This window comes from Roseinatronobacter sp. S2, assembly GCF_029581395.1.
GTDB lineage: Bacteria > Pseudomonadota > Alphaproteobacteria > Rhodobacterales > Rhodobacteraceae > Roseinatronobacter.
In genome coordinates, this window is the sequence record NZ_CP121113.1 from 2,040,749 (window position 1) to 2,059,575 (window position 18,827).

Genomic DNA, 18,827 nt, shown 5'->3' on the forward strand with positions numbered 1-18,827 from the left:
TGGAAATTTTCGTGTTTAACTTGCATCCAAGCGACATATGGGAGGAGCCAGATGACCAAGGTAACAATGACAGTGAATGGCCGGCAGATGTCCGCAGATACGGAAGGGCGCACATTGCTGTCCAGCTATCTGCGCGATCTTCTGGGCCTGACAGGCACGCATGTGGGCTGCGATACCAGCCAATGCGGGGCCTGTGTGGTGCTGGTGGACGGCAAGGCGGTAAAATCCTGCACGGCTTTTGCCGGTGATCTGGACGGGGCCGAGGTTACAACGGTTGAAGGTATGGCAAACCCTGACGGCAGCCTTGGGCGTATCCAGCAGGCGTTTCAGGATTATCACGGGCTGCAATGCGGCTTCTGCACGCCCGGCATGGTCATGTCCACTGCCGCGCTGCTGGCCGATAACCCCACGCCCACAGAAGAGGAAGTTCGCCACTATCTGGAAGGCAATATTTGCCGCTGCACCGGATACCAGAACATCGTGCGGGCGGTCATGGCCGCATCAGGGCAGGATGCGGCCACGCTTGCCGCCGAATAAATTTATTTGGTGCATGTCGTCCATGCGCCGCCACCAGATTTCTTGAGGAGGAAGAAATGCCCAAAGATGACGGCATTGGCGCCAGCACAAAACGGCGCGAGGATGTGCGGTTTCTGACAGGGAACGGCAAATATACAGATGACATAAACCTGCGCGGGCAATCCTATGTGCATTTCCTGCGCTCGGATGTGGCGCATGGGCGCATCAATGGGATCGACACATCTGCCGCCGAAGCAATGGATGGCGTGCTGAAGGTGTTTACCGCCGCTGATTTCGAATCTGCGGGCGGTCTGCCTTGTGGCTGGCAGGTGACGGACCGTTTCGGGCAGGTGATGCAGGAACCAAAACACCCTATCCTGGCCGAAGGCAAAGTGCGCCATGTGGGTGACCCGATTGCGGCAGTGGTGGCCGAAACCTACGAACAGGCGAGAGATGCGGCCGAGGCGATCGAGGTTGACATTGAAGCGCTGGAGCCGGTGATCGACATGAAAGCCGCGCTGGCCGAGGGCGCGACCAAAGTGCATGACGACCTGACCAGCAACCTTTGCTATGACTGGGGCTTTGTCGAGGACAACAAGGACGCGGTGAATGCGGCGTTTGAAAGTGCCACGCATGTCGTGTCGTTGGAATTGACCAATAACCGCCTTGTCGCCAATCCGATGGAACCGCGCGTGGCCGTGGGCGATTATGACCCTTGGGGCGACAGTCACACGCTTTATACCACCAGCCAGAATCCGCATGTCATCCGGCTGCTGATGGGCGCGTTCGTTCTGAACATCCCCGAACACAAGCTGCGCGTGGTGGCCCCTGATGTGGGCGGCGGGTTCGGGTCGAAAATTTATCACTATGCGGAAGAAGCCTTTTGCACCTATGCGGCGAAAGTGCTGAAGCGACCCGTTAAATGGACATCATCGCGGTCCGAGGCATTCATTTCCGATGCGCATGGCCGCGACCACAAGACGAAAATCGAACTGGCGCTGGATGCAGACCACAATTTCACCGCACTGCGCACCGAAACCTATGCGAATATGGGGGCGTATCTGTCCACCTTTGCACCGTCGATCCCTACATGGCTGCACGGCACCCTGATGGCGGGCAATTACCGCACGCCGCTGATTTACGTCAACGTCAAGGCAGTGTTCACCAACACAGTGCCGGTGGATGCATATCGCGGGGCAGGGCGGCCCGAAGCCACGTTCCAGATTGAACGACTTGTGGACAAGGCCGCGCGCGAACTGGGCGTGGACCCGATTGAGTTGCGCCGCAAGAATTTCATCAAGGCCGACCAGTTCCCGTATCAGACGCCGGTTGCGGTGGTCTATGACACGGGCAATTACGACGCCACAATGGACAAGATGCTGGAATTGTCGGACTACGCAAATTTCGAAAAACGCATGGCGGAAAGCAAAGCGCGCGGCAAGTTGCGTGGTTTTGGCATTGCCCATTACATTGAAGCCTGCGGTATTGCGCCGTCAAACCTTGTGGGCCAGTTGGGTGCGCGGGCGGGCCTTTATGAATCGGCATCCGTTCGGGTGAATGCAACAGGGTCGATCAGTGTCTATACCGGCAGCCACAGCCACGGGCAGGGGCATGAAACCAGCTTTGCCCAAGTGGTCGCTGAAATGATCGGGATTGATGCCAACAGCATTGAAATCCACCATGGCGACACGTCGAACACACCGATGGGCATGGGCACCTACGGGTCACGGTCCTTGGCCGTGGGCGGGTCCGCCATTGTGAAAGCCACGAACAAGATCATCGACAAGGCCAAGAAAATCGCAGCCCATCTGCTGGAAGCCGCGCCGGAAGATATTGAACTGAAAGATGGCAAATTCAGCGTGGCGGGCACGGACAAATCGGTGGATTGGTCGGGTGTGACACTGGCGGCCTATGTGCCCCATAACTACCCGCTGGAAGATCTGGAACCGGGGCTGGAGGAGACGGCGTTTTACGACCCGTCGAACTTCACCTACCCATCCGGCGCCTATGGGTGCGAGATTGAGCTGGACCCCGAGACCGGCAAGATCGACATTCTGCGCTTCATCGCCGCAGATGATTTCGGCAATATCGTCAACCCGATGATTGTCGAAGGGCAGGTGCATGGTGGTCTGGCCCAAGGGATCGGGCAGGCGCTTCTGGAAAACTGTGTCTATGATGATCAGGGCCAGCTTCTGTCCGGCAGTTTCATGGACTACACCATGCCCCGCGCCGATGATGTGCGCGGCTTCACGGTGGACCATAGCTGCATTACGCCCTGCACGCATAACCCGCTGGGTGTAAAAGGTTGCGGCGAGGCGGGCGCGATCGGGTCACCGCCAGCTGTGGTCAATGCGGCGATTGATGCGCTGCACCGCGCGGGTCATACCCATGTCACTCATATCGATATGCCCCTGACGCCCGCGCGCGTCTGGGCGGCGATCAACGGCTAAGGGAGCAGAAAGTCATGTATAATTTCGAACTGGTCAAACCGTCGAGTGTGGCTGAAGCGGTTTCCGCACTGGCCAATGACGAAGCGCAACCCCTGTCGGGTGGCCAAACGCTGATCCCGTCGATGAAGGCACGGCTGAATGCACCTGAAACGTTGGTCAGCCTGACGGGGATTGCCGAACTGAAGGGCGTGTCGCGCGATGGTGACATGCTAACCATTGGCGCGGCCACCACCCATGCGACTGTCGCCGAACAGGCGGCAGCGGATTTTCCGGGTTTGGCGGCCCTTGCAGGCCAGATCGGCGATCCGGCGGTGCGCAACCGTGGCACCATCGGCGGCAGTCTGGCCAATAACGACCCGTCTGCGTGTTATCCGGCAGCGGCCTTGGGGACCGGCGCGACCATCATCACCAACAGTCGCGAAATTGCGGCGGATGATTATTTTCAGGGCATGTTCACCACGGCCTTGGAAGAAGGCGAGATTATTACCGCTGTGCGCTTTCCCATCTCGCAAGCGTCTGCCTATGCGAAGTTCCTGCAACCGGCATCCCGCTTCGCGCTGACAGGGGTGTTTGTTGCGAAATACGCATCCGGCGTGCGGGTTGCGGTGACAGGTGCTTCTGAGAATGGTGTGTTCCGCTGGGCCGAGGCGGAAGCGGCGCTGTCATCAAACTTCACGCCTGATGCGGTTGCGGGCCTGTCCTGTCCTGCTGATGAAATGATTGGCGATCTGCATGGCAGCCCTGAATACCGTGCGCATCTGGTGGGTGTGATGACCCGCCGTGCTGTTATGGCCGCTGGCTGAACGCCACGCCATATGTGCAAATATGAAGGGGGGCAGTGCGCCCCCCTTTTTGCATTTGTGGCTTGGAATTTCGCACTGGATGCTTAGCTTGTGCAGCAACCACTTATGATAGGAGCATTCATGAGCATCGCGCTACATTACTGGCCCACGCCCAATGGCTGGAAAATCTCTATCGCACTGGAAGAAATGGGCCTGCCCTATGATGTCCATTTCGTCAATATCGGTGCGGGGGATCAGTTCAAACCCGATTTCCTGAAAATCGCCCCCAATAACCGCATGCCCGCGATTGTTGATCCCGATGGTCCTGATGGCAAACCAATCTCGATTTTTGAATCGGGGGCGATTTTGCAATATCTGGCGCGCAAGACCGGCCAGTTCTATGGCGATAGCGAACGCGACCGTGTTGCCGTGGACCAATGGCTGATGTGGCAGATGGGCGGTGTCGGGCCAATGGCGGGGCAGGCGCATCATTTCCTGAAATATGCACCCGCACTGGAACCGCCGCAGGACCTGCCCTATGCCAAGGACCGCTACCGCAATGAAGTGACGCGCCTGTATGGTGTGCTGGACCGGCAATTGGCAGATAACAAATACGTCGCTGGGGATTTCTATTCCATCGCGGATATGGCGATCTGGCCATGGGCCACGCTGTGGGAAGGTCAGGACCAAAGCATTGATGACAAACCCCATCTTGCACGCTGGCTGGACGAACTTGGCGCGCGCCCCGCAGTGCACAAGGGCCGCACCCTGGGCGAAGAGCATCGCGCAAATCTGCAAAAAGACCGCGACGCGCAGAAAATCCTGTTTGGCAAACGTGACTGAAGCACCATCCCAAAGGTCCGGCACAGCAAAAGTGCCGGGCCTTTTTCGGGCGCGCTTCTATTTTTCGGATGCAGGCTTGTAGCGCTCGAACACCTTGGCCTGCGCCATGAAGAACACAAACAGCGCGAATGGCAGAACGAAGGTGCGAAAATTGACCCACGCATCCGTCGACATGCTGCGCCAGACCAGTTCATTGGCAATGGCCATCGCCGCAAACATGATGGCCAGCCGTTTTGTCAGCACGATCCAGCCGTCATGGGTCAGCGGCAGCGCCCCTTCCATGACCAGTTCCAGCCAGCTTTGGCCGCGTGCCAGACCAATCCCCAGCAGGATGGCGAAGATTGAATACACGGCGGTGGGCTTCATCTTGAAGAAACGCTCGTCATTCAGCCAGACAGTCAGCCCGCCAAACACCACAACCATGATCAGCGTTACAAGCTGCAACCTGCTAAGGCGACCGGACAGTTTCCACAAGGCGAATGTGGCAATTCCCATGACCGGAATAAACGCGGCCGTCATCAGGATGAAGGCGTCATATTCGGTGCCGCCAATCATATAACTTTGGCCGCGAGTGGTGATATACCCCACGAAGAATGCAAAGACCGGACCGAATTCCAATGCGATCTTGACTGCGGGTGAAACCTGCTTTTCGGACATGTGTATTTCCTGTGTTCAGGCGCAGGGCACCATATGGCCCCGTTCGGGTGCTGTTATCGCGGACACAGGGTCAGGATGCAATGCGCAAGACGACATCACGTCCACGGCGGTTATAACGCAATTCTGTCTCTCCGATGGCGGTAACCTGCCCGCCATCCAGCGATTCGCCCACGCGCACAGTCAAGACACGGCCGTTTGACAAGCGCACCAAAGCCCGCCGGTTCGAGGATGTGCCCATCACACCAATCAGATTGAACTGCCGCAGGTTGATGGCCCGTGCCTGCGTGGCTTCGCGCGACACCGACGCAGAGCTGGGAATATTCGGTTGGGCCGCAGCCGCACTTGCCGTCTGAACCGGCGCTTGCGGGGTGCTTTGTGCGGCGGGGGCGGCGGCTGCCGTGCTTGTCGCGTTCAGGGCGCGCTGCACGGTCGATGCAAACGCGCTTGGCCGGTCTGACGGGCGCAAGGATGCGGCAACCGCTTGCGGGGTTGCATTCTCGATCCGGGGTGTTTGGCGTTCGATGATGGCTTCTGCGCGGGCCGCCAGATCGCTGGGGCGGCTGGCCGGGCGCAACGCACTTAGCGCCAGCCCGCCTGCGGTCGCATCGCCACTGGCTTGCTGGATTTCATCAGTCTGTGATGGTGCCTGCCCTTGCGACTGGTCGGTGTCGGGTTGCAGCGCTTCAGGGCGGCTGGGTGGCACGACGGGCGGCGTGCCCGGTGTGATCACGATCTCCAGATCGCTTTCATCCAAGGCCGCCGAAGCGGTGTCACCGTCGGATGCATCATCCGGCGTGTCCGTCGTTTCAGCCGGTTGGCTGGCTGCATCTTCTTGCGGCAGATCGGGGGCGTCCGGCACGTCAGCGTCTGATGCGTCCGGTTCCGCTGCTTCCGGCTCCGCCTCGGGTTCGGGCGCTTCGGGCAGGGTAAAGCGGACGGGTTTTTCCGGTGGGGCTGTGGTCGGTCGGCCCTGTGTCACGCCAATTTCCAGCGCCTCTTCGCCCGCTGGCAAACCTTGTTCGTCGACAAGTGTGCTGGTGTCCGGCTCGCTGGCGTCCAGGGCCGCCATATCTTGCGTATCTTGCGCTTCAAGTTCGCTTCGCAGCGGTGGCAGCGGGTCTGTGCCAAAAGGTTGGGGGGCTTCAGGGCTTGCTGGCAGCGCCGCGAGTTCTTGTGGCATGATCAATGTCGAGGACCGCAGGCCCGCAATCCGGCCCTGGTCCATCTCGGCGCTGGGGGCGGTGCCGTTTTCGATCTGGGTTGCGTCTTCGTCGGCCAGTGCGGATGTCGATGCACCATCTGGCGTGGTTGCGTCTGTTTCCGGGCCGCGCTCTGCGACATCTTCCACACCAAGTGCGGCCTCGATCGCGTCGGCTTCGGCGGTTGCGGGGTCATCCTCCAGCGGGGCGGGGGTGTCCACGGCGGCTTCGGGGGCGGGCGCAAGGGTAACGGGAATTTCCGGCGGCGCAGGCCGCGCAAAATAAAACGCCCATACCGCCGCTGCGGCAAGGATCATCACGATGCCGCCGCCGATCAACAGGCGCGATTTCAGTTTTGGCGTCGACGCGCCACCTGCCGCAGTCCCGCGCGCGCCGAAAACTGTCAGCCTTTCGGCTTCGGGGTCGGTCGCGCTGGTGGCACCGGCGGCAGATGTCTGGCCAATGCTGCGCAGCGTTTCAAGCGGGCTTTTGCGCGTTGTGGCGGATTGGGTGGCGTCGGTGGGTCTTGACGCTGGCGTCCAGTCAGTGGCCTTTGGCGCCTCGGTGCGTTTTGCAGGTGTTTTCTGCGCGGGCGGTTGCCATGCTTCTGATTTTGCCGCAGGTATTTCGTCCTGACGACGCTTGGGCAGGCCCAGCATGGGGGCGGCGGCCGGTTTAGGGGAATCCTGTTCCACCGTCTTCTTCGCACTCATGAAGCGTGCGCGAAGCTGGCCCATGCTTTCGGCAATACGCGCATTCGCACTGGCATATGTTCCGCGCAACCCTTGCGCAGTTTTGCAGGCTTCTGCTGCGTTTTCCTGCTGGTCATCTGCATCGCGAATGCCAGCAAGTTTTTGGGTCAGCCCAGTCAGGCTGGTGTCTGGTTTCGCACCCGATGCGGCTGCGCTTTTTCCATCAAGCGTCGGTTCGGGTTTTCGGCGGGTCATGAAACCGGGCAATATGTCATCTTGTGCGCCTTTGGGCGCTGCTGATTCCGACGCCTTTGGTGCGGATTTTGTGCCTGCCGTCTTGGTGCCGGTTTTCGCATCTTTCAGGTCTGCGCCCGCCGCGCTGTCCGTGCGCTTTTCGCCCGCCAGTTTCTTAGGGGGGACCGTGGCGTTGTCAGGTGTCGTGTCCGTCTTGGCGCTTTCGGTTTCTGCGGGTTTCGACTGCGGCGGTTCTTTGTCCGCCGTTGCCTTATCGGGGGCGGGCGTGGTCTTGTCTGCGGCGGGCGCGGCAGTGGCTTTTGCAGCGGGCGGTGGCGGCGCGACAGGCGGGGCCGCGACACCGGTTTCATGCAATATCTCGCGGTCGCGGACCAGTTTTTCGGGATCGCCGATAATATCGCGTATTGCCCTGCTGGTTCCGAAAAACGGCGCATGTTTGAACGCGCCACTTGCGGGGGCCGCGACAAAACAGACGGGGTTCAGCTTGTGCTTCTTGGCGAAATCTTCGGCCTCGATCAGGGTTTCGCGTGCGACAACCGCCACATCCACATCCGGCCCTGCGCCGGTCCAGTCAAAATCCAGTTCCTCAACAGGAAAGGGCGTGCGCCCTTCCAGTGCCTTGCGGATCTGGCTGCGCTGTGCGTCAATGCCCGGCCCGGGTGCTGAAATACGCGTGTAAAGTATCTGGTCATCAGGAATGACAAGCTGCGTCACAAACTTGTCTGAACCCAGCTTTGCGGCTGTTCCGACAAGATCAGCAACCGCTGCATCCAGATTTTCATGATCAAGTGCGACGGCACCCACACGCAACCAACCACGTTCACCACGTTGCCACAATGTGACACCGGACTCGGTAATGCCAAGAGCGAAATTCGTTTTCATATTGCGCCTTTAGCACATGATTCAGGTATTAAGGGAGTCTCATTTCCGCGATCTGCTGCGGCGATAGCAAAAAATCGCCAAGATTCCCAATAACAAACTACACGATCAGCGGGGGCCACGGTTTGACATAAAATATGCGTTATGACTTTTCCTGCCGCATTCAGGGGGCCGGATGCGTGCGACCTTTCGGACAGGGGCGCATTGGGATGCTGCGCATATGTCCGAAAGGTCATGTGGCCGTGCGGGTTATTGTCCGCAGGCTTTGGTCATCGCCTGATCCAGATCGGCAATCAGGTCTGCGGGGTCTTCCAGCCCGATGGACAGGCGCACCACATCAGGTGCGGCCCCTGCGGCGATCTGTTGCGCTTCCGACAACTGCCTGTGTGTCGTGGAGGCCGAATGGATAATCAACGACCGCGTGTCGCCCAGATTGGCAACATGGCTGAACAAATCAACGCTGTTGATCAGCTTGACGCAGGCGTCATACCCGTCCTTCAGCGCGAAGGTGAACAGCGATGATGCACCCTTGGGGCAAATTGTTGCCATCCGCCCGTGATAGGGCGATGATGGCAGGCCCGCATAGGTGACAGTGGCCACGCGGGGGTCTGCTTCCAGCCATTTTGCGACCTTAAGCGCGTTTTCGCAGTGCCGGTCCATGCGCAGCGACAGGGTTTCAATGCCCATCAGCGTGTAATGTGCCGCCTGCGGGTTCAGCGTCATGCCAAGATCGCGCAGCCCGACCGCGATGGAATGGAAGGTAAAGGACAGCGGCCCGAATGTTTCGTGGAACTTCAACCCGTGATAGGCTGCTTCCGGCTGCGACAGTGACGGGAACTTGTCATTGGCAGACCAGTCGAATTTGCCCGAATCAATGATGCACCCGCCCGTGACCGTGCCATTGCCTGTCAGGTATTTCGTCATTGAATGCACGACCAGCGTGGCCCCGTGTTCGATAGGGCGGCACAGATAGGGGGTGGCCGTGGTGTTGTCGACGATCAGCGGAATGCCATGCCGGTCGGTGACGGCGGACACCGCATCAAGATCGGTAATATACCCGCCCGGATTGGCGATGGATTCGCAAAATACCGCGCGCGTGTTTTCGTCAATGGCGGCATCCAGCGCGTCCAGATCATCGAAATCCACGAAGGTGGCCGACCAGCCGAACCGCCGGATGGTCTGGCTGAACTGCGTGACAGTGCCGCCATACAGACGGTTGGACGCAACAATGTTCAGCCCCGGTCCCATCAGCGGGAACAGCGCAAGGATCTGCGCGGAATGCCCCGACGCCACACAGACCGCACCTGCGCCACCTTCCAGCGTGGCCATGCGTTCCTGCAATGCGGACACGGTCGGGTTGGTCAGGCGGGAATAGATATATCCCACTTCCTGAAGGTTAAACAGCGCGGCGGCGTGGTCCGTATCGCGGAACACAAATGCGGTTGATTGATAAATCGGAACCTGCCGTGCTCCCGTTGCGGGATCGGGCCGTGCCCCCGCGTGGATTTGCAATGTATCGAAACCTGGGGGTGTGTCGGCCATAACTTCCGTCCTTTGCGCTTATTGAACCTTGCGGACGCTACGACAGTGCGGGTCGCCGCGCAAGTATTGCGCCATGTGATTATGGACATACCAACAATCCCCCACCGCTTCGGGCAGGGTCAGGCCGGATGGCGCGCCGAGCGCGCATTGCTCAGGGTTTATCGGCCTTGGCGGGGGTGTCGGGCTTGGTTGCGGTATCAGCGGTATCCAGCGCGTCGGGCGTTTTTGGCGTTTCAGGTTCCGGTTCAGGTTTCGGTTCTGGGGCGGGCAGGGCCTTGGCTTCATCGGGCATCTGTTCGGGCAACGCGATGGACAGGGTGCCATGTTGTAGATCAACACCAATGCTGGCCCTTGGGCTTAGGCCCGGCAAAATCTCGTTCAGTTCGCGCACTGTGCGCATTACCGTTTCACGTTGCGTTTCACGAACAATGACTTCCGGCTTTTTCGAGGTCCTGCCAAACAGAAATTTAAACATATCTTCCGCCCTTAATTTGGTGTTTTCCAATATCCAGCCTTACCCCATAGCCACAGGGTAGCAAAGCTTTCGCGCCGCGATGCAGCACATTTCATGTGCCAGCACAAATATCGGGCGGGGCTATTGCGCAAACCCGCTGGCACAACGGGTGTGCCCCACAACCAGATCGCGCCGGTTGCGCATTGGTCCCAGATAGCGCGCGACCACAGGATGATCATGCGCAAGTGCGCCGTGGCGAACCAATAGCGCGGATATCGCGGCTTCTGCGGCGCGCACGCCGCCATCGATGATTTTCAGCGCTATGCCCAGACCGGCCTGCGGCAATATCGCGACAAACACAGCCTCTGCCCCGGTTTTGATTGCGGCCTTGCCGCCCATGGCACGCATCAGTTCGGTGCAGGCGCGGGTTTCGCCCGCAACCAGTTCGGGGTGACGCATCATCGCCTCGCGCAGGGCGACCATTGCGCGGGCGCGGGCATCGCCCATATCTGAGGCGGCCGCAAATCTGGCCATGGCCAGTGCAAGCCCTTGCAGGCTGGTGGCAAAATTCGGGGCAGAACAGCCGTCAATTCCGTAATGCGGTGATGTCATGCCGGTGACTTCTTCAAACGCCAGACGCACGGCGCGCTGCACAGGGTGGTCCACCTCGACATATTCGCGCCCCCCGCCCAGATGGCGGTTCAGTGTCAGAAAGCCCGCGTGTTTGCCCGAACAGTTATTGTGCAACTGGCAAGGGGATTCGTGCGCTACAATCAGGCGGTTGCGTTCATCAATATCTTCTGCGGATTGCGGGCCGCAGCGTAAATCGCTGTCGCTCAGGCCCAATTCCGCCAACCAGCGCGCAACACCTTGCACATGAATGCCCGCGCCCTGATGGGACGCGCAGGCCAGCGCCAGCTGCGCGCTGCCCAGATCACGCGCCGCACCGCTTTCGATCAGGGGCAGTGCCTGAACCATCTTGCAGCTTGATCGCGGGTAAATCACAACATCTGGCTGCCCCCAGCTTTCGACGATTTCACCGTTTGCCCGCATCACGACAGCGTGCCCCAGATGGATACTTTCAAGCAAATCACTGCGCCAAAGTTCGATCAGGGGCACGGCATGGTCGTGTACTTGTGAAGGTTTCGGCATTTTGTTGCTCAATTCCGTGATCTGGACGCAGGAAGAATTCACGCCTGCGCGATTTTTTGCGATGAGGGCTTTGAAACTCTGGACCCTTGGCGATAAAAGGCGCTAGGGCCTTGCGCAGATTGTGCGTAAATACCAGTCTAAAGCCCGGACCAAGTGGAGGCAAGAAAGCAGATGGCGTCGAAACGGATGAACGGAACGACACTCGCATGTGCGGCGATGATATGTGCGGGCGGGTTCGCAAATACCGCACTCGCGCAGGAATCCACAAACCGCGTTGCCGCTGACACGGCCTGGAGCGTGTTCGTGGAAGAGGAACCCAAGGAATGCTGGGCCGTCTCGGCCCCGCGCGAAACCCTGAATACCCGCGGCGGCCAGCCTGTCGAAGTGCGGCGCGGTGATATCTTGCTGTTTGCAACCTATCGCGGCGACAGCGGCACACCACAGGTTTCCTTTACCGGCGGCTATCCTTTTGCACCCGATTCCACTGTGGATGTGACGATCGGCAGCGATGAATACCAGCTGTTCGTCGAAGGGGAATGGGCATGGGCCGGTTCGCCGGAAGAAGACCAGCGTATTTTTGCCGCCATGCGCGCGGGGTCTGACGCGGTTCTGAACGCGCGTTCATCGCGTGGCACGAATACGCGCGACACGTTTTCGCTGTTCGGGTTCACCGCAGCGACCGAAGAAGCACAACGTCAATGCGCTGAATAATCGCGTCTGATTTTGCGAATGTGGCCGCCCGGGCTGTAAATTCCGGGCGGTTTTGTTATATCTGAACAAAGCCCATCGCCAAGGATAACCAAAATGTCCATCACAGCCCCGATCACGCAGGATGTCATGACCATTCCGCGCCGCCTGCCACAGGGGGGGCTGCCCAATCTTGTGGGTATGACACGCGCCCAGATGGCCGATGCGCTGATGGCCATCGGCACGCCCGAGCGGCAGGCGAAAATGCGTGTGGGCCAGATATGGCAATGGATATACCATTGGGGCGTTCAGGATTTTGCGTTGATGACCAATCTGGCGAAGGCCTATCGCGTGGAACTGGCCAAGCATTTTGAAATTGCGCGGCCGGAAATCGTGACGCGCCAGATATCTGACGACGGCACGCGAAAATACCTGCTGCGCATCGCCGGCGGGCATGAGGTGGAGGCGGTTTATATACCTGAAGAAAGCCGTGGAACCCTTTGTATTTCTTCGCAAGTTGGCTGCACGTTGACCTGTTCCTTCTGCCATACAGGCACCCAGAAACTGGTGCGCAACCTGACCGCTGCGGAAATTGTGGGTCAGGTTCTGGTGGCGCGCGATGATCTGAATGAATGGCCCGAACCCGGCGCCCCCAAGGATGAAACCCGCCTTGTCAGCAATGTTGTGCTGATGGGTATGGGAGAGCCGCTTTATAATTTCGACAACGTCCGCGACGCGATGAAAATCACCATGGATGGCGAAGGTTTGTCCATCTCGCGCCGCCGGATCACCTTGTCCACATCGGGCGTTGTGCCGGAAATTGCACGCACGGCGCAGGAAATCGGCTGTCTGCTGGCGGTCAGTTTCCACGCCACCACGGATGACGTGCGCGACAAACTGGTGCCCATCAACAAGCGCTGGAATATCAAGACCTTGCTGGACGCGCTGCGTGAATACCCGCGCCTGTCGAATTCCGAACGCATTACGTTTGAATATGTCATGCTGAAGGATGTGAATGATTCGGATGATGATGCGCGCCGTCTGGTCAAACTGATTGCGGGCATTCCGGCCAAAATCAATCTTATTCCCTTCAATGAATGGCCGGGCGCGCCGTTCCAGCGCAGTGACTGGGCGCGGATCGAGGCGTTTTCCGACATCGTCCACAAGGCGGGCTATGCAAGCCCCATCCGCACCCCGCGCGGCGAAGATATTATGGCGGCCTGTGGCCAGTTGAAATCCGCGACCGAACGCGGGCGGAAGTCGCGTGCGGAAATTGCCGCACAGCTTGCGACAGGTCAGGACGCCTGACATGCCGGTTGTCGCACTTGTCGTTCTGGGCGCGCTGGCGGGGGTTCTTGCCACCCGTCTGATGCGCATGAACACGGATTTACCCACCGCCATGGTCATTGGCATTCTGGGTGCGGTTATCGGCGGGCTTGGATTTCGCTTTCTGATGACCTCTGCCGGTTGGGTTGGCGGGTTTGTGCTGGCGCTTCTGGGATCGCTTGCGCTGCTGTGGTTATATCAGGTCTGGCAGGGTCGGCGCTAGTTTGGCGTAATATCAAGTGGTTGTGCCGCAATGCTTATGTGATGCAACAGGTGCAGATCCTTATCCTTCTTCCTGAAGTGCCTTCATCCACCGCTTTGTGCGGGCGCGATTGGCACCCATGTCGGAACGCCCGAACCGCGCGCGGGCAAAGGCAAGCACCATCGCGCCATCGCCGGCCGGTTCAATCAGGATAGACGTGTAATCAGGAAACCCCATAACCGGAGAGCGTGTCAGATAGGTCATATGCCCTGACGCCACCGACCCGCCGATCAGCTTTGCACCATCGGCAGTCGCAACGCGGTCCATACGCGCGGCCAGATCCTGCGCGCTGATTTGCAGCACAGGCGGCATGGCATCGCCACCCACCATGCGTTGCAGATAGAAATTCGGGCTGCTTGGGCGCGCGACAAGGCGGGGGTCTTCATGCCAGCGCGCGGGATCGCTGGGCGCAAGCCAGACATAGCCCATCAGACCGGCGGCCAGTAACAGCAGTATCAGAAGTATAACCTTGATCATGTAACCCCCGCAGCATTGCCTGTGTCAAAGCAGTAGCACGCCCGCGCCCGAAAGCCATATGCCGCGCGGTTATTGTTTGGGCGGGTGGCTTTTATAGACGGGCAGGCACCAGCCAAACAACAACGATCCTGTGCGCAGTGCAAATGTGGTGACACCGCAAACCAGCAGAATAATCACACTGTCATTGGTAAACATCGCAACACCCAGCGCCGAAATTGCGCCCACAAGTGCGGCGGTGGCATACAACTCGCCCTTTTTCAGGATCAGCGGCAGTTCATTACAGACCACATCGCGCATCAGCCCGCCGAAGGTTCCGGTGGCCACGCCCATGATCAGCACAATCGGCCAGGATTGGTTCATCCCCAACGCGACACCCACACCCGCAGGAACCGCAACGCCCAGCGCCAACGCATCCAGCCATTCCAATGTGCGCAGCCGCGATTCCAGAAAATGCGCTGTGAAGAACACCAGAATTGCCGCCACACTTGCCGACAGGATCATGCCGGGGTCTGCAATCCAGAACACCTGATCACGGTTCAGCAACACATCGCGCAAGGTGCCCCCGCCCACGGCGGTCAGGCAGGCAAGAAACAGAAAACCGACAATATCCAGTTGTGCGCGGCTGGCGGCCAGCGCGCCCGTCAGGCCAAAGATGAACACCGCCGCGTAATCCAGCCCCTGCACAAGTGTCATGTGGCGGCCTTGCCGGGCTTGAAGGGGGCCATGCCCGCGCGCGCCAGTTCATCGGCACGTTCGTTTTCAGGGTGGCCCGCATGGCCCTTGACCCATTTCCATGTGACGCTGTGGCGCGCTTGTGCGTCATCAAGCCGTTGCCACAGTTCCGCGTTCTTGACGGGCTTGCGGTCCGCGGTGCGCCAGCCGTTGCGTTTCCAGCCGTGAATCCAGCTGGTGACGCCGTTTTTCACATAGGCGCTGTCGGTGACGATCGTGACCGTGCTGGGGCGTCCCAGCACCTCCAGCGCGGAAATGGCGGCCATCAGTTCCATGCGGTTGTTCGTTGTGTCGCCTTCACCGCCAAACAATTCGCGTTCCTTGACGATAGCTTCACCCTGATAGGCGCGCAACAACACCCCCCAGCCGCCCGGGCCGGGATTGCCCGAACACGCACCATCGGTATAGGCCACAAGTTCGGTCATGCCAGCCCCTTAAACCCGTCAAGCTGCGTGATGCGTTCGATCCATGCGTTGACGGCCCCGAACCGCGCCATGTCAAACCCGCCACGACTGCCGGCAGTGTGCGTATAGGCAAACAGACAAATATCTGCGAGGGTGACATCATCGCCCACCAGCCAGTCGCATGTGACCAGATGGTTTTCCATGACCTGCAACAGGTCATGCCCGCGTTCCAGCAAGTCTGCCATGCGGTCCGGCGTGGCCAGTGCGCGCCGGTGCGGGTAGCAGCGCAAGGACGCGCGCACGGCAATCACGCCCTCATGCTGGTTCTGTTCCCAAAACATCCAGCCCAGCATTTGCGTGCGTGCAACCGCGTCTTGTGGAATGAAGCGGCTGCCTTCGCCCAGATAGCACAAGATCGCGTTTGATTCCGGTAAAAGCGTGCCATCCTCCAGCATCAGAACAGGGGCCTTGCCAAAGGGCAGGCGGTGTTCCTGTTTGGCCTGTGCCAGCGCATCGGACTGGTCTTCGACATTGATGATTGTGACATCATCGTGCCCCAGAAGCGCCAGCAGCAGACGCACCTTATAGCTGTTGCCGGACGAGGGCATGGAATAAAGGATCATAGACGTGATTTCCTGAAAAGCGTAGGGTTGCGGAAGTCTTAAACCAACCAAAGGCCCAAGGCCAGACAGGCCACGGCGCCCGATGTCAAAATCAGGCGCAGACGCATCCACCAACGCGGGGCCAGACCCCAAAGCGCGAACCGGAAGTCGATGACCAGCAGCACGACAAAGCCGGTGATCAACGCGTTCAGCGACTGCACAACCGGGCCGCCCACAAAAAAGAACGCCCATAAGGCGGGCACAACCGACAGCACATAGCCGGACCAACTGCCCGCTCGCCCGCGCGCCGCAAACCCCCACAACACGCCGGACATGAAGCATAATATCACCACGCCATAGCCGGTCAGAACCGCATGCCCGGAAAACCGCGGGCCAATCAGGGTGCGTGTCGCATCCGCCAATGCGGGCGACAGCAAGGTTATCACCCCCCAAAGGAACGGGATCAGCCCCGCAAGGCCAAGATACAGGGCAGGGCGGGGAATTGTGGTCATGCGGTTTCCCGCAACGCGCGGGGCACCTTGAATTCAACGCGCTCTTTCGCGGTTTCGACCAGTTCTACATTCAGGTCATACCGCGCGGCAAAGGCGTCGATCACTTCGTTGACAAGATCTTCTGGCGCCGATGCGCCTGCCGTTATGCCCACGGCCTTTATGCCCGCCAGGGCGCGCCAGTCTATATCTGCGGCACGTTGCACAAGTTGCGCGTAGGCGCAGCCCTTGGCACGGCCCACCTCGACCAGACGTTGCGAATTTGACGAATTGGGCGCGCCAATCACCAAAAGCGCATCAATCCTGTTTGCAATTGCCTTGACCGCTTCCTGCCGGTTGGTGGTCGCATAGCAGATATCTTCCTTATGCGGCCCGATGATGGCGGGAAAACGCGCCTGCAAGGCGGCCACAATTCCGGCAGTATCATCAACCGACAAGGTCGTTTGCGTGATGAAAGCCAGTTTTGCGGGGTCGCGCACCCGCAGTTTTGCGACATCATCGACTGCTTCAACAAGCAACACTTCGCCTTCGGGCAACTGCCCCATTGTGCCAATGGTTTCGGGGTGGCCCTGATGGCCGATCATCACCATTTGCAGCCCGTTCGCGTGATGGCGTTCCGCTTCGATATGCACTTTGCTGACCAGCGGGCAGGTCGCATCCAGATACAGCATCTGGCGGGCCTGCGCTTCTTCGGGGACGGATTTGGGCACACCATGCGCGGAAAAGATCACGGGGCGGTCGGTGGGGCAGTCGGCCAGTTCTTCGACGAAAACCGCACCTTTGGCGCGCAGCCCGTCCACCACATATTTGTTATGCACGATTTCATGGCGCACATAGACAGGCGCGCCGTATTTTTCCAGCGCCAGTTCCACAATCTTGATGGCGCGGTCCACACCTGCGCAAAAGCCGCGCGGCGCGGCCAGATAAAGGGTCAGGGCAGTTTTTTCAGTCATGTCTGGCGGTCCTGTTGCTAGGTCCAGACCTAAACATTCATCCGCGCGGCGTCCAGTCAAATGGGCGCCGCGCGGGCAGGGCAGGGTTAGTTCACTCGCCCGATACGCAATCTGCAATGGATTGCGCGATGCCACGCATCACAGCCGGATAGAGGTTCGCACCGGGTTCTTGCAGCACGCCCGCCGGGTCCAGTTCGGCGCCGATGCGGGTTTCGGTTCCTTCGACCACAGTGTCGATATAGCGCGATGAATGGTTCACTTCGGGGAAGATGCACACGGCACCATCGTCGTGCAGTTGCGCGCGCAGTTCGCTAAGGCGCTGCGCACCGGGGGCAGCCGCATCGCCCAGCGCGATTGTGCCCGCGATGTTCAGCCCGAACTGGTTGGCCATATAGCCATAGGCATCATGGAACATGACCAGCGGGGCCGTGCCGACAGGTTCAAGGATTTCGGCCAGCTCATCCGCAAGCGCTGCAATCTCGGACTTAGCCGCATCGGCATTGGCAAGATAGATGTCTGCATGGTCGGGATCATGTTCTGCCAGTTCAGCGGCGATAACATCCAGCCAGATTTCGACATTTCCGGTGTTCATCCAAGCATGCGGATCAAGACCATCATGGCTGTGGCCGTGGTCGTCATGCCCATGCGCGTCATCATCATGGCTGTGGCCGTGATCGTCATGCCCATGTGCGTCGTCATCATGGCCGTGCCCGTGATCGTCGTGCCCGTGCGCATCATCATCGTGGCTATGGCCATGGTCGTCATGGCCATGCGCATCGTCATCATGGCCGTGCCCGTGATCGTCGTGGCCATGCGCATCGTCATCATGGCTGTGGCCATGGTCGTCATGGCCATGCGCGTCATCATCGTGGCTATGGCCATGGTCGTCATGGCCATGCGCATCGTCATCATGGCCGTGCCCGTGATCGTCGTGGCCATGCGCATCGTCATCATGGCTGTGGCCATGGTCGTCATGGCCATGCGCGTCATCATCGTGGCTATGGCCGTGATCGTCATGACCGTGCTCGTCGTGCCCATGGTCGTCATGATCATGACTGTGACCATGCGCGAAGTCCTGCACCGCCAGACCATCTGCGTTCAACAACGATACAATGTCCGCCTGCGTTTCAGTCCCTGCAAGGGCGCGGGCCAGCCATGGGGTCAGGTCTTCACCAACCCAGAAAATGACATCCGCATCAGCCAGCGCGCGCGCCTGAGAGGGGCGCAACTGAAAAGAATGCGGGTCACCGCCACGGTCCAGCAACAGATCAGCGCTGCCATGCTCACCCTGCACCATCGAAACAAGCGAATGCGTGATCGGAAAATCGGTGACAATCTTCAAATCATGGGCGGCAAGCGGTGTGGCCATCATGGCGCAGGCCAATGCGAGAGAGTGGCGCATCGTGATCTCCTTGTGTTATGGTATTTCAGTACATATCTTATGTTATATCATA

Annotated in this window: 19 protein-coding genes; 7 read left to right on the forward strand and 12 right to left on the reverse strand. The window is 59.4% G+C overall.

The annotated features are described in order from the left end of the window. The first annotated feature begins 51 nt into the window (after positions 1 to 51). The 4 genes from P8S53_RS09720 (at position 52) to P8S53_RS09735 (ending at position 4,591) form a co-directional block, all read left to right on the forward strand. On the forward strand, positions 52 to 537 hold the full coding sequence (locus tag P8S53_RS09720) for a (2Fe-2S)-binding protein (protein WP_277803770.1): 486 nt from the start codon (positions 52 to 54) through the stop codon (positions 535 to 537). 56 nt (positions 538 to 593) lie between these two features. Further along, positions 594 to 2,966: a xanthine dehydrogenase family protein molybdopterin-binding subunit gene (locus P8S53_RS09725; protein ID WP_277803771.1), complete on the forward strand. Its 2,373-nt coding sequence runs from the start codon at positions 594 to 596 to the stop codon at positions 2,964 to 2,966. 14 nt (positions 2,967 to 2,980) lie between these two features. Further along, a complete protein-coding gene (locus P8S53_RS09730; RefSeq protein WP_277803772.1) occupies positions 2,981 to 3,769 on the forward strand; it encodes a xanthine dehydrogenase family protein subunit M in 789 nt (262 codons plus the stop codon). 120 nt (positions 3,770 to 3,889) lie between these two features. Next, positions 3,890 to 4,591, forward strand: a complete 702-nt coding sequence (locus P8S53_RS09735) for a glutathione S-transferase N-terminal domain-containing protein (RefSeq protein ID WP_277803773.1) — start codon at positions 3,890 to 3,892, stop codon at positions 4,589 to 4,591. Between the two features lie 57 nt (positions 4,592 to 4,648). On the opposite strand, the gene P8S53_RS09740 is transcribed toward P8S53_RS09735, so the two are convergent. The 5 genes from P8S53_RS09740 to P8S53_RS09760 form a co-directional block, all read right to left on the reverse strand. After that, positions 4,649 to 5,248, reverse strand: coding sequence for an inner membrane-spanning protein YciB (locus P8S53_RS09740; RefSeq protein WP_277803774.1), 600 nt, complete (start codon positions 5,246 to 5,248; stop codon positions 4,649 to 4,651). Positions 5,249 to 5,318: 70 nt separating this feature from the next. Further along, a complete protein-coding gene (locus P8S53_RS09745) occupies positions 5,319 to 8,276 on the reverse strand; it encodes a hypothetical protein (RefSeq protein ID WP_277803775.1) in 2,958 nt (985 codons plus the stop codon). Between the two features lie 246 nt (positions 8,277 to 8,522). Next, the gene (locus P8S53_RS09750; protein WP_277803776.1) at positions 8,523 to 9,815 is read right to left on the reverse strand and encodes an O-acetylhomoserine aminocarboxypropyltransferase/cysteine synthase family protein; all 1,293 of its coding nucleotides are present in this window, start codon (positions 9,813 to 9,815) and stop codon (positions 8,523 to 8,525) included. A 151-nt stretch (positions 9,816 to 9,966) separates the two neighbouring features. Continuing rightward, positions 9,967 to 10,290, reverse strand: a complete 324-nt coding sequence (locus P8S53_RS09755; protein WP_277803777.1) for a hypothetical protein — start codon at positions 10,288 to 10,290, stop codon at positions 9,967 to 9,969. 120 nt (positions 10,291 to 10,410) lie between these two features. Then, positions 10,411 to 11,421, reverse strand: a complete 1,011-nt coding sequence (locus P8S53_RS09760) for an asparaginase (RefSeq protein WP_277803778.1) — start codon at positions 11,419 to 11,421, stop codon at positions 10,411 to 10,413. Between the two features lie 171 nt (positions 11,422 to 11,592). Between P8S53_RS09760 and P8S53_RS09765 the strand changes: the two genes are divergently transcribed. From P8S53_RS09765 to P8S53_RS09775, 3 genes are all read left to right on the forward strand, one after another. After that, entirely contained in the window at positions 11,593 to 12,132 is a 540-nt protein-coding gene (locus tag P8S53_RS09765) for an invasion associated locus B family protein (protein WP_277803779.1), read from the forward strand. A gap of 93 nt (positions 12,133 to 12,225) precedes the next feature. After that, entirely contained in the window at positions 12,226 to 13,416 is a 1,191-nt protein-coding gene (rlmN, locus tag P8S53_RS09770) for a 23S rRNA (adenine(2503)-C(2))-methyltransferase RlmN (RefSeq protein ID WP_277803780.1), read from the forward strand. 1 nt (position 13,417) lies between these two features. Next, positions 13,418 to 13,657 carry a GlsB/YeaQ/YmgE family stress response membrane protein gene (locus P8S53_RS09775; RefSeq protein ID WP_277803781.1) on the forward strand — a complete coding sequence of 80 codons (240 nt, stop codon included), beginning with the start codon at positions 13,418 to 13,420 and terminating at the stop codon, positions 13,655 to 13,657. Positions 13,658 to 13,717: 60 nt separating this feature from the next. On the opposite strand, the gene P8S53_RS09780 is transcribed toward P8S53_RS09775, so the two are convergent. From P8S53_RS09780 to P8S53_RS09810, 7 genes are all read right to left on the reverse strand, one after another. Then, positions 13,718 to 14,173 (reverse strand): DUF1499 domain-containing protein, encoded by a 456-nt coding sequence (locus P8S53_RS09780; RefSeq protein WP_277803782.1) that lies wholly within the window; start codon positions 14,171 to 14,173, stop codon positions 13,718 to 13,720. A 69-nt stretch (positions 14,174 to 14,242) separates the two neighbouring features. Beyond that, the gene (locus P8S53_RS09785; protein WP_277803783.1) at positions 14,243 to 14,866 is read right to left on the reverse strand and encodes a trimeric intracellular cation channel family protein; all 624 of its coding nucleotides are present in this window, start codon (positions 14,864 to 14,866) and stop codon (positions 14,243 to 14,245) included. Continuing rightward, positions 14,863 to 15,330 (reverse strand): ribonuclease HI, encoded by a 468-nt coding sequence (rnhA, locus tag P8S53_RS09790; RefSeq protein ID WP_277803784.1) that lies wholly within the window; start codon positions 15,328 to 15,330, stop codon positions 14,863 to 14,865. Before rnhA ends, P8S53_RS09785 begins: the two co-directional genes overlap by 4 nt. Then, the gene (locus P8S53_RS09795) at positions 15,327 to 15,932 is read right to left on the reverse strand and encodes a glutathione S-transferase family protein (RefSeq protein ID WP_277803785.1); all 606 of its coding nucleotides are present in this window, start codon (positions 15,930 to 15,932) and stop codon (positions 15,327 to 15,329) included. The genes rnhA and P8S53_RS09795 overlap by 4 nt, the downstream gene beginning before the upstream one ends. Before the next feature lie 38 nt (positions 15,933 to 15,970). Next, complete coding sequence (locus P8S53_RS09800; protein WP_277803786.1) at positions 15,971 to 16,423, reverse strand: DUF3429 domain-containing protein; 453 nt, start codon at positions 16,421 to 16,423, stop codon at positions 15,971 to 15,973. Beyond that, positions 16,420 to 17,373 (reverse strand): 4-hydroxy-3-methylbut-2-enyl diphosphate reductase, encoded by a 954-nt coding sequence (ispH, locus tag P8S53_RS09805; protein ID WP_277803787.1) that lies wholly within the window; start codon positions 17,371 to 17,373, stop codon positions 16,420 to 16,422. The genes P8S53_RS09800 and ispH overlap by 4 nt, the downstream gene beginning before the upstream one ends. Positions 17,374 to 17,464: 91 nt before the next feature. Further along, entirely contained in the window at positions 17,465 to 18,775 is a 1,311-nt protein-coding gene (locus P8S53_RS09810; protein ID WP_277803788.1) for a zinc ABC transporter substrate-binding protein, read from the reverse strand. Positions 18,776 to 18,827: the final 52 nt, after the last annotated feature.